The organism is Dietzia sp. Cai40, assembly GCF_014145165.1.
In the GTDB taxonomy this organism is placed as follows: Bacteria; Actinomycetota; Actinomycetes; order Mycobacteriales; family Mycobacteriaceae; genus Dietzia; species Dietzia natronolimnaea.
The window spans coordinates 1-10,656 of record NZ_JAALEB010000151.1 but is presented as its reverse complement, the minus strand read 5'-3'; the positions used below and the strand labels follow the sequence as shown (position 1 = coordinate 10,656).

At 70.2% G+C, this 10,656-nt stretch carries 9 protein-coding genes; 2 read left to right on the top strand and 7 right to left on the bottom strand.

The window, feature by feature from the left end; all coding sequences use genetic code 11:
- Nucleotides 1–1,844 (bottom strand): methionine--tRNA ligase (metG, locus tag G6022_RS06550; protein WP_182691215.1); only part of this gene is annotated, 1,844 nt, incomplete at its 3' end.
- 58 nt (nt 1,845–1,902) lie between these two features.
- On the bottom strand, nt 1,903–3,471 hold the full coding sequence (locus G6022_RS06545) for a BCCT family transporter (protein ID WP_182638876.1): 1,569 nt from the start codon (nt 3,469–3,471) through the stop codon (nt 1,903–1,905).
- 81 nt (nt 3,472–3,552) lie between these two features.
- Here G6022_RS06545 and G6022_RS06540 point away from each other — a divergent pair, with 81 nt between their 5' ends.
- A complete protein-coding gene (locus G6022_RS06540; protein WP_182638879.1) occupies nt 3,553–4,767 on the top strand; it encodes an aminodeoxychorismate synthase component I in 1,215 nt (404 codons plus the stop codon).
- A gap of 39 nt (nt 4,768–4,806) precedes the next feature.
- Here G6022_RS06540 and rsmI read toward each other — a convergent pair whose 3' ends face one another.
- Nucleotides 4,807–5,646 carry a 16S rRNA (cytidine(1402)-2'-O)-methyltransferase gene (gene rsmI, locus G6022_RS06535; RefSeq protein ID WP_179525820.1) on the bottom strand — a complete coding sequence of 280 codons (840 nt, stop codon included), beginning with the start codon at nt 5,644–5,646 and terminating at the stop codon, nt 4,807–4,809.
- 143 nt (nt 5,647–5,789) lie between these two features.
- Between rsmI and G6022_RS06530 the strand changes: the two genes are divergently transcribed.
- On the top strand, nt 5,790–7,301 hold the full coding sequence (locus G6022_RS06530; protein WP_182638881.1) for a phospholipid carrier-dependent glycosyltransferase: 1,512 nt from the start codon (nt 5,790–5,792) through the stop codon (nt 7,299–7,301).
- 45 nt (nt 7,302–7,346) lie between these two features.
- Here G6022_RS06530 and G6022_RS06525 read toward each other — a convergent pair whose 3' ends face one another.
- From G6022_RS06525 to G6022_RS06510, 4 genes are all read right to left on the bottom strand, one after another.
- Nucleotides 7,347–7,745: a DoxX family protein gene (locus tag G6022_RS06525; protein WP_179525822.1), complete on the bottom strand. Its 399-nt coding sequence runs from the start codon at nt 7,743–7,745 to the stop codon at nt 7,347–7,349.
- Nucleotides 7,746–7,750: 5 nt separating this feature from the next.
- Nucleotides 7,751–8,614: an SDR family oxidoreductase gene (locus G6022_RS06520; protein ID WP_179525823.1), complete on the bottom strand. Its 864-nt coding sequence runs from the start codon at nt 8,612–8,614 to the stop codon at nt 7,751–7,753.
- Between the two features lie 122 nt (nt 8,615–8,736).
- The gene (locus G6022_RS06515) at nt 8,737–9,948 is read right to left on the bottom strand and encodes an NADH:flavin oxidoreductase (protein WP_182638883.1); all 1,212 of its coding nucleotides are present in this window, start codon (nt 9,946–9,948) and stop codon (nt 8,737–8,739) included.
- A 116-nt stretch (nt 9,949–10,064) separates the two neighbouring features.
- On the bottom strand, nt 10,065–10,505 hold the full coding sequence (locus G6022_RS06510) for a hypothetical protein (RefSeq protein WP_347237794.1): 441 nt from the start codon (nt 10,503–10,505) through the stop codon (nt 10,065–10,067).
- Between the last annotated feature and the right edge of the window lie 151 nt (nt 10,506–10,656).

Sequence of the window (10,656 nt, the reverse complement as noted above, 5' to 3'; positions counted from 1 at the left end):
GGTGGGGCCGCCGCCGGCTGGATGGGCGCCCAGGCGGGTCCGGTCTCGGCGAGTTCCGGGTCGACCTTGGCGAACAGCGGGCTGGGCTTGGCCAGCGGGGTCCCGGGGGTGAGCTCGGTGCGCGCCCACCGGGCCTGCTCGGAGGCGTAGTCGCCCATGATCACCGGGTAGCTGCGCCCGGCCTCGGGCAGGCCCGTCCCGACCAGGTCCACCGGCATGTCGTCGATCACCTCGTGGACCTGCGGCGACGCGGCCCACACGCCCTGCCCGCCGATCGCGCCGTGGATCTGCTGCGCGGCCGACGGCAGGTACGGGGTGAGCAGGGTGTTGGCGTCGGAGACCACCTGCAGGGCGGTGTGCAGCACGGTGCCCAGGCGCTCGCGCTGGTCCGGCTCCTTGGCCAGCTTCCACGGCTCGGTCGCGGCGATGTAGCGGTTCGCGGCGCCGACGATCCGCATCGCCTCGGTGGCACCGGCCTTGAAGCGGGAGCGCTCGAGGTGGCCGCCGACCGTGGCGAACGCGGACTCCGCGTCACGCAGGAGTTCGGCGTCGAGGTCGGTCAGGGTGCCGGGGCGCGGGATCTCGCCGAAGTTCTTGTGCGCCATCGACACCGTGCGGTTGACCAGGTTGCCCCAGCCGCCCACGAGCTCGGCGTTGGTGCGTCGCACGAACTCGTCCCAGGTGAAGTCGGTGTCCTGGTTCTCCGGGCCGGCCACCGAGATGAAGTACCGCAGCGAGTCGGGGCCGAACTCCGCCAGGAAGTCGCGGACGTAGATCACCACGCCCCGCGAGGAGGAGAACTTGGACCCGGACATGGTGAGGAACTCCGACGAGACCACCTCGGTGGGCAGGCCGAGCGCACCGAGCGCGCCCGGCTCGCCACCGTGCGCACCCCGGCCGTCGTAGCCGATGAGCTCGGCCGGCCAGATCTGCGAGTGGAACGTGATGTTGTCCTTGCCCATGAAGTAGTGGGAGACGGCCTCGGGGTCGGTCCACCAGCGACGCCACGCCTCGGGCTCACCCGAGCGCCACGCCCACTCGATCGAGGCGGACAGGTAGCCCACCACGGCGTCGAACCACACGTAGAGCTTCTTGTCGCCCCGGTCCTGCCAGCCCTCGACCGGGATCGGGATCCCCCAGTCGATGTCCCGGCTCATCGCACGCGGACGTAGGTCCTCGAGCAGGTTGAGCGAGAACTTCAGGACGTTGGGCCGCCAGTCCTTCCGACCCTTGAGCCAGTCCCCCAGCGAGTCCGCGAGGGCGGGCAGGTCCAGGAACCAGTGCTCGGTCTCGATGAACTTCGGGGTCTCACCGTTGATCTTGGAGACCGGGTTCTTCAGGTCCGCCGGGTCCAGCTGGTTGCCGCAGTTGTCGCACTGGTCGCCCCGGGCGCCGTCGTAGCCGCAGATCGGGCAGGTGCCCTCGATGTACCGGTCCGGCAGGGTGCGGCCCGTCGACGGGCTCACCGCCCCGGTGGTGGTCTTGGCCACCATGTACCCGTTGCGGTGCAGGCCCCGGAAGAGCTCCTGGACCACCGAGTAGTGGTTCCGGGTGGTGGTGCGGGTGAACAGGTCGTAGCTCAGCCCCAGTCCGGCCAGGTCGTCGACAATCACCCGGTTGTACCGGTCCGCGAGCGACTGGACCGACACCCCCTCCTTCTCGGCCTGCACGAGCAGCGGGGTGCCGTGCTCGTCGGTGCCCGAGACCATCAGCACGTCGTTGCCGGCCATCCGCTGGTACCGGGAGAAGACGTCCGACGGCACCCCGAACCCGGAGACGTGTCCGATGTGCCGGGGGCCGTTCGCGTACGGCCATGCGACCGCGGTCAGGACTGTCTTCGCCATGCGTCCAGAGTAGTGGTCGCGTCCGCGGCCGCCGTGCCGGGAGTGCACCCGGCCCGCGTCAGGCGTTCTCGGCCGCCGGATCGTGCGAGAGCGACTTGTGGATCGACACGCACAGGGCGATCAGCACCAGGACGAACGGTGACGCCGCGATGATGGTCATGTTCTGCAGGCTCGACAGCGCGTTCCCGCCGCCGTCGCCCGCGAGGAGCATGATGATCGCGACCGCCGCGGTGAAGGTACCCATGAGCATGACGATCCACCGTGACGGCTCCTCGACCCCGTGCTGGGCCATGCCGCCCATGACGATCGACGCCGAGTCGGCCGAGGTGATGAAGAAGACGGCGATGAGCACCATGGCGACCACCATGAGCACCGGCGCGAGCGGCAGTTCGCGGAGCAGGTTGAACAGCTGGGGCTCGAGCGAACCGTCGCCGAAGATGCTCCGACCGGCGTCCTCGAGATACAGGGCGAACCCGCCGAAGATCGAGAACCACAGCACCGACAGGGTGCTGGGTATGAGGACCACGCCGATGATGAACTCGCGGACCGTGCGGCCCCGGCTGATCCGGGCGAGGAACATCCCGACGAAGGGCGACCAGGAGATCCACCAGGCCCAGTAGAAGACCGTCCAGCCGGACAGCCACTCGGCCGCCTCGCCGTTCTCGCTCACCGCGGTGCGGGAGGCCATCTCGAAGAAGTCGGAGAAGTACGCACCGACGGTGGTGGGGACCAGGTCGAGCATGAAGAACAGCGCGCCGGAGAAGATCGCGACGAACAGCGCGAGCGAGACCGCCAGCACCAGGTTGATGTTGGACAGGATCCGGACGCCGTTGCCGATCCCGGAGGCCGCCGAGGCGAGGAACACCAGTCCCAGGACCACGATGACGCCCACGACGAGCGCGATGCCGCCGCCGCTGACCGCACCGGTCTCGTTCAGCCCGGCCCGGATCTGCAGCGCGCCGAGACCGAGCGAGGCGGCGGTACCGAAGATCGTGGCCACGACCGTCGCGATGTCGAGCACCTTGCCCATCCACCCGTTGGCCCGCTTCTCGCCGATCAGCGGGACGAACGCCTGCGAGATCAGGTGGCCGCGCTTGAAGCGGTAGGCCGCCAGCGCGAGGGCCAGGCCGACGATGGCGTACATGGACCACGGATGCAGGGTCCAGTGGAAGGCGGTGGTGGCCATGGCCACGTCGTACTGCTGCTCCTGACCCGGCGGCGGGGTCTGGAAGTGGGTGAGCGGCTCGGACACGCCGTAGAACATCAGACCGATGCCCATGCCCGCGGCGAACATCATGGCGATCCAGGACCGGGTGGAGTACTCAGGCTTCTCGTGGTCGCCTCCCAGCCGGATCGCGCCGAAGCGGGAGAACGCCAGATAGACGGTGTAGGCCACGACCGTGGTGGCCACCACGATGAACAACCAGCCCACCGTGTGGACCACCACGTCGAACGCCCGACCCGCGGCGCTCTCGAACGAGACCGTGTAGAACAAGCCCCACACCACCACGATCAGGGCGATCACGGCGGCGGGGACGATCACCGCGAAGTCCGCGCGAAGCCGTGCCGTCGGCGCGGGAGGTGGCGTGTTCCCGGGGTCACTCTTCTGTTCTCTAGAGGTGGACATTCCTGAAACCTTGTCAACAACTTCGGCGCTGTGCAAGATAATAAGTTCTTCACCAGCACAGGTGCGTGTAAGCATGAACGGGTGCGCGAGCGTCTGATACCCGTCCCGGAGCTGCTCCGTGCGCTGCGGGAACGGGCGCGGTCACACGGCCTGGCGCCCCCTGCCGCCTTCCTCGGCGACTGGCGGGATCGCCGCGCCGTGGTGGTCCCGTCGGTCGACCTCCGGCCCGTGTCGCAGGAGTCGGCGTTCGAGGAGAGCGACCACCTCGTCGTCGTCTATCGGTCCTTTCCCGACACCGTGCCCGGCGCCGCCCCACCGCTCCCGGCCGCGGTGCGCGGCGAGGCCTCCGGGTGGCTCACCCTCGACGCCGACGGCCGGTGGACACGCCACGGCGACGCCCCCGACCCGGCGCAGGTGGTCCGCGACCACGGTGCCGCCCGACGTGACGGCCGCCAGGACGACGACAACAACGACAACAACGACAACCCTGCCGACCACTTCCCGGACTGGGCCGTGCCGGACCGCGGGGCGCACCGCTCGGCCGTGACGGACTGTCTCGAGTCGATCCGCGCGGGCGAGGTCTACCAGGCCTGTCTGAGCACGCGACTGCACGGCAGGCTCCGCGCGGACCCGCTCGAGACCTTCCTCGCGATCGCCGGCCACTCCCCCGCCGCACGCTCGGCGTATCTCGAGGGACCCTGGGGCGCCGTCCTCGGGTTCTCGCCCGAGGAGTACCTGGTGCGCCGCGGCGATCAGGTGCGGTCCAGCCCCATCAAGGGCACGCTGGCGGCGGACCTGGACCCGGCGCTCTTGCTGGGGTCCGCGAAGGACATCGCGGAGAACATCATGATCGTGGACCTGGTCCGCAACGACCTCGGGCGCGTGGCCGACGTCGGGTCGGTGACCGTGACCGACCTGCTCGCCATCCGCCCGGCGCCCGGCGTGCACCACCTGGTCTCCACCGTCACCGCCCGCACGACCGCGGACAACGCGGCGCTGGTGGAGGCCACCTTCCCCCCGGCCTCGGTGACGGGGACGCCGAAGGCACGGGCCCGCGAGCTGATCGCCGGGTGGGAACCGCGGTCGCGGGGCCTGCACTGCGGGGCGTACGGCCTCGCCCTGGGCCGGGACCTCGAGCTCGCGGTGGCCATCCGCACCCTCGAGGCCACCCCCGACGGGCGCGTCGAGTTGGGCGTGGGCGGCGGCATCACCATCGACTCGGACCCCGACGCCGAGTGGGACGAGTGCGTACACAAGGCCGCGTTCACCTGGGGCGGTGGACCGGTGCCCTGGTAGTCGGCAGCGCGCGACGTGGTGGTCAGCCCCGCGAGGTGCTCAGCCCCGCGAGTCGACGACCGCCTGGTAGAGCTCCCGCTTGGTCAGTGACGAGCCCTCGGCGACGGCCGCGCAGGCGTCCTTGAGCCGCTCTCCCGCCTCGACCCGCTCCTCCACGATCTCGACCAGGTCCTCGGTCGTGGCGGTCGAGTCCGCGGCGTCCGCCCCCTCGATCACCACCACGATCTCCCCGCGGACCCCGTCGGCGGTCCGCTCGGCCAGCTCGCCGAGCGTGCCCCGCAGGACCTCCTCGTACGTCTTGGTGAGCTCACGGCACACCGCCGCGCGCCGACCGGCGCCCAGCACCTCCGCCGCCTCGGCGAGAGTGTCCCCGAGGCGGTGGGGCGACTCGAAGAACACGCACGTGCGCTCCTCCGCAGCAAGCCGGGCCAGCCAGGTCCGGCGACGACCAGCGCGGCGCGGGGGGAAGCCGTCGAAACAGAACCGGTCCACGGGCAGGCCGCTGAGCACCAGTGCCGTGGTGACGGCCGACGGGCCGGGAAGGCAGGTCACCGGGAGCCCGGCCTCGATACACGCGGTGACCAGCGAATACCCCGGGTCCGACACCGCGGGCATCCCGGCGTCGGTCACCACGGCCACCACGTCACCGGCGCGGACCCGGTCCATCAGCTGGGGCACGCGGCCCGTCTCGTTGTGCTCGTAGAAGCTCATGACCCGGCCGGGGACCGTCACCCCGAGCGCCGTGGCGAGCCCGCGCAGACGCCGGGTGTCCTCGGCGGCCACGACGTCGGCGGTGGCGAGCAGGTCCTTCAGCCGGGAGGACGCGTCGCCCGGATTCCCTATGGGGGTGGCCGCCAACACGACACGTCCGGACGTCATGCGCTCCACCCTATCCCCGGTCGCCCCCGTCCCCGGTCGCCGATGTCCGCGCCCGCGTCCCGCCGGAGTCTCGTCCGCGTCTCGCCCGCGTCCTGCCCTGCCCGTGTCCCCGGTCCCGGGAAGGCCACCATTATGCTCGCGGTGTGACCTCGACCCCAGGCGTGCGATCCCCGGGCCGCCCGCTCCCGGATCCGGACACCGGGCCGGTCGACACCCCCCGCGACTGGATCGCCACCGGCATCATCCTGGTCCTGGCCTTCCTCTCGCGCTTCTGGGGCCTGACCTCCGCCACGGACGAGGGCACCCCGGTCTTCGACGAGAAGCACTACGCGCCGCAGTCGTTCAGCATCGCGCAGCTGGGGATCGAGGAGAACCCGGCCTACGGACTGGTGGTCCACCCGCCCGTCGCCAAGCAGATCGAGTCGCTGGGCGGACTGCTCTTCGGCTACACCCCACTGGGCTGGCGGTTCACCGCCGCGATCTGCGGCGTGCTCGTGGTGCTCATGGTCATGCGGATCACCAGGCGGCTGACCCGATCGACGCAACTCGGCCTGGTCGCGGGCCTGCTGCTGTGTCTGGACGGGGTCACCTTCGTGACCTCCCGCATCGGCATGCTCGACATCTACCAGGTCCTGTTCGTCACTGCCGCCGCCGGTGCCCTGCTCGTCGACCGCGACCAGATGCGCGGCCGGATGCACCGCGCCGCGCTCGCCGGCCGGCTCCACCTGTCGGACTTCGGACCGCGACTGGGCTTCCGCTGGTGGCGGTTCACCGCCGGCGTCATGCTCGGGCTGGCCCTCGGCGTCAAGTGGTCGGGCCTGTACTTCATCGCGTTCTTCGGCCTCATGACGGTGGCCTGGGACTGGGCGTTGCGCAGTCGCTACGGGGTGCGGCGACCGCTGGCGGGCACGCTGCTCCGGGATGCCGTCCCGGCCTTCGTCACCCTGGTCATCTGGCCCGCCCTGATCCACATGTTCACCTGGCTCCCGTGGTTCGCCGGCGAGAACTCGGTGTACCGGCACGCGGTGGGGTCAAAGGTCGACGACAACTGGCTGCCCGACTCACTCCAGTCGTGGCTGTACTACCAGTCGTCCGTGCTCGACTTCCACTCCTCGCTCACCACCTCGGCGGGCAACCGACACCCGTGGGAGTCCAAGCCGTGGACCTGGCCGATGAGCCTGCGGCCGATGCTCTATTACGTCGAGCAGGGCGAGGACGTGACCGGCTGCGGTCAGGACTCCTGCGTCCGCGCCATCATGCTCCTCGGTACGCCCGCGATCTGGTGGCTCGCGATCCCGGTGCTCGGCTGGGCGTTCTGGCGGGCCGTCATCTGCCGCGACGGCCGGTACGCGTTCCCGCTCGTCGGCTACATGGCCGGCTATCTGCCGTGGTTCTTCCAGCACGACCGCCAGATGTACTTCTTCTACGCCTCGGTGATGGTGCCGTTCTTCGTGATGATGGTCGCGCTGGTGCTGGGCGAGATCGCCGGCAGGTCCACCGACTCGCCACGGCGCAAGACGATCGGCCGGGCGATCGTGTGCCTCTATCTGGGGCTCGTGGTGGCCAACTTCCTCTACATGCTGCCCATCCTGTCGGGGATGCCCATCACCTCGACGGAATGGAACCAGCAGCTCTGGCTGCCGTCCTGGCGTTAGCCTCGACTCGCCCCGCCGTGCCGCCCACCGCGAGCGACGCCGGCCCTACCCGCCCAGCGCCCGGTCGATGCTGAACCGGCCCGCCCCGACCGCCGCGATGAGCAACACGCCCACCCCGAGTGCCACCACGAGCTCCCAGCCGTTCTGGGTGACGAAGGGCCCGTTGGTGGCATGGACGAAATACAGGGCTCCCGCCATGTCCACCGCCAGCAGGATCCCGGCCAGCGGCGTGAGGATGCCCGCGATGAGTGCGATCCCCGCGATCAACTCGACCCCGGCGACGACCGCGGCGGTCACCTCCGGCTGCGGGATCCCGTACCCGGCGAACTGCTCACCCACCCGGCTCAACCCCAGCGTGAAGAACTTCTGCCATCCGTGGGCCACGAACACCGCCCCGAGCCCGAGCCGGGCCAGCAGGATGGCGGCGTCGTTGAGGGTCTCCATCCCCCTCACGGGAGGATTCCCTCTCCGGCCTTGTTGATGCGACGGCTCAGGAGTCGCATCGCGAGCGTGTAGAGCGGCGGAGCGAACTTCTGGGCGGCGAACCCCAGTCGGATGTCCGGCGAGGTGTAGACGATGTAGCGCCCCTTGCGTACGCCCTCGAGTGTCTTCTCGGCCGCGACCTCCGGGGTGACGGCATGGCGCCTGAACTGGTCCACGGTCTTGGCGACCTGCGGGTTCGAACGGTCCACGCCCGCGATCTCGACGGTCTCCACCAACGGGGTGTCCACCCCGCCGGGACACACCAGGTGCACGCCGATCCCGTACGGCGCCAGGTCGAAGCGGAGCACCTCGGCGATGCCACGGATGCCGAACTTGGCGGCGCTGTACGCGGCGTGCCACGGCAGACCCAGCAGACCGGCGGCGGACGAGACCATGACGAGCGCGGCGGGTCGCTTCGCCGCCATCATCGCCGGGACGAACGCCTCGATCACGTGGATGGTGCCCATGAGGTTGACCTCGACCATGGACCGCCAGACGCGGTGTTCGAGCAGGTCGGGCCGCCCCCATGCCGAGTTGCCCGCGACGTGGAAGATCGCGTGCGGGGCGCCGTGCGCGGCGATCGTGCTCTCGCCGAACCCCATCACCGCCTCGTGCTCGGTGATGTCCACGGTCTCGGAGCCCAGCACCGCGCCACCCGCGTCCCGGCAGGCCTGTGCCGCCGTCTGCAACCCGGCGGCGTCGCGGTCCGTCAGCACCAGCCGCGCGCCCTCGCCCGCCAGCCGGATCGCCACGGCGCGGCCGATCCCGCTGGCCGCTCCGGTGACCACGCAGGTCTTGCCACGGTAGTCGGTGATCCGTCGCCTCGACATGTGCTCCCCTTCCGGCCCGGGTCGCTCGAGCGGGCCTCCTGGGGTCCCACCGTAGCGGCCCGCCGGTGCCAGGAAGGTGGCCTGACGCCGGTGTCAGGAAGGTGGCCTGACGCCGGTCGGGGTCAGCCGCGCGCCGGGACGGGCGGAACGTGGTCGCGCAACACGCAGCGGCTCCCGCTGTAGATCGTGGCCATGCAGCGGTTGCAGTGCACGCACAGGGACCGACGACGATCATCGGCCCTCAGCTTGTTGGGCAGGTCCGGCTCACGCAGGAGGCCGCGCCCCATGGCCACGAACTCGAATCCCGCGCTCATCGCCTTGTCGATCGACGGTCGGTCGACGATCCCCCCGAGCAGCATCATGGGCATACTCACGGCCTCGCGGATCTGGCGGGCGTCGTCGAGCATGTAGGCGTCCGTGTAGGGGTACTCCTTGAACATCCTGGGTCCGGCGACCTTCATGCCCAGCTTGATGACCGTCGGCTGGGTGGCGGCGAACTCGTGCAGCGGCGCGTCGCCCTTGAACAGGTAGATGGGGTTGAGCAGGGAGCTGCCCACGGTCATCACCAGGGCGTCCGCCGAGCCGTCCTCCTCGATCCACCTGGCCACCTGCACGGCCTCGTCGATCCAGAATCCGCCGGGCACGCCGTCGTCCATGTTGAGCTTGATGGTCACGGCGATCCGGTCGCCCATCGCGTCGCGGATGGCGCGGCCGATGCGGCGGGCGAACCGAGCACGGTTCTCGAGGGACCCGCCGTAGGAGTCCTTGCGCTTGTTCAACTTGGGGCTGAGGAACTCGCTCACCAGGTAGTTGTGCCCGAAGTGCACCTCGATGGCGTCGAACCCGGCCTCCGCCGCCCCACGGGCCGCTCGGACGTGGTCCTCCACGATCCGATCGATATCCGCCTCGGTGCAGGCCCTGGTCAGGGACATTCCCGTGGGGGCCGGGATGCGGGACGGCCCCATCGCCGGCATCTTGTTGGAGGCGGAATTGGCCACCGCCCCCGCGTGGCCGACCTGCGCCGAGACGGCCGCGCCCTCGGCGTGCACCGTGTCGGTGAGCTTGCGCAGCATGCCGCCGTCGTCCATGCCCCAGTGGTACTGGTGCCGGTCGGTCCGACCCTCGGGCGAGGTGGCCAAGTAGGCGACCGTCGTCATGCCGACGCCGCCGCGGGCGTACTCGGCGTGGAACTCGATGAGCTCGTCGGTGACCCGGCCCTCGGGGCAGCGGCCCTCGAACGTCGCGGCCTTGACGATGCGGTTGCGCAACGTCACGTTTCCGATCTTCGCCGGGCTGAAGACATCGGGCGCGGGGCTACCTGGTGCGAGGGTCATGAGCGAACTATAACGCGTTCCAATCCAGTGATCACGCGCTTTGGCCAGCACTTTTGCACTGAGTGCAATTGGCTCACCTGTCTCCGTGCCCGTCTTGCGAGCGCGCGCCGGCCCGCTCAGCCCTGGGGGGTGAGCGACGTCGCGTCGATCCCCGCGAGCGCCTGATCCACCAGGTCGGCCGCCGAGTCCGTGGGTACCACCCTCTCCAGCGCACTCCCCACCCCCGGGACGCCACCGACGAGCGCGGAGACCGAACCGTTGGTGTCTCCGGCGAGCAGGTGGTCGATCGACCTGCCCAGCGCCGGTGCGACCGAGCAGACCGCGCTGGTCGGCAGTCCGGCCCCGGCGAGGTTGGCCACGCTACCGACGTTGCAGACCGCGGTGGCCGTGGAACCGACCGGCCCGCTGGTCGACCCCGGAAGCGAACCGGTGACGGAACCGAGCTGCGCGTTCGCGGTCCCGGCGCCCGCGAGGAGGGTTACGGCGGCCATGCCGCACACGGTGAGAAGTCTTCCGGACATGTCGCTCTCCCTGGGGTCGTCGAGGGCGGCGCTCACCGCCTGCACCTCAGCACATCAGAGTTCGCTTACCTCAAAGTGGACTTCGCGTGGATTACGGGTGCGTCCACGACGAACGGGCGCCCCGCGGATCCGCCAGGGACGACCCCTGTGGCTAGTGGGCATCTCCGTTAGTTCGTCGGGGGTCGGT

Excerpts from the sequence above, each read along its gene's own strand:
- G6022_RS06545 (WP_182638876.1), bottom strand. The coding sequence starts at position 3,471 with ATGTCCACCTCTAGAGAACAGAAGAGTGACCCCGGGAACACGCCACCT.
- rsmI (WP_179525820.1), bottom strand. The coding sequence starts at position 5,646 with ATGACGTCCGGACGTGTCGTGTTGGCGGCCACCCCCATAGGGAATCCG.
- G6022_RS06525 (WP_179525822.1), bottom strand. The coding sequence starts at position 7,745 with ATGGAGACCCTCAACGACGCCGCCATCCTGCTGGCCCGGCTCGGGCTC.
- G6022_RS06520 (WP_179525823.1), bottom strand. The coding sequence starts at position 8,614 with ATGTCGAGGCGACGGATCACCGACTACCGTGGCAAGACCTGCGTGGTC.
- G6022_RS06515 (WP_182638883.1), bottom strand. The coding sequence starts at position 9,948 with ATGACCCTCGCACCAGGTAGCCCCGCGCCCGATGTCTTCAGCCCGGCG.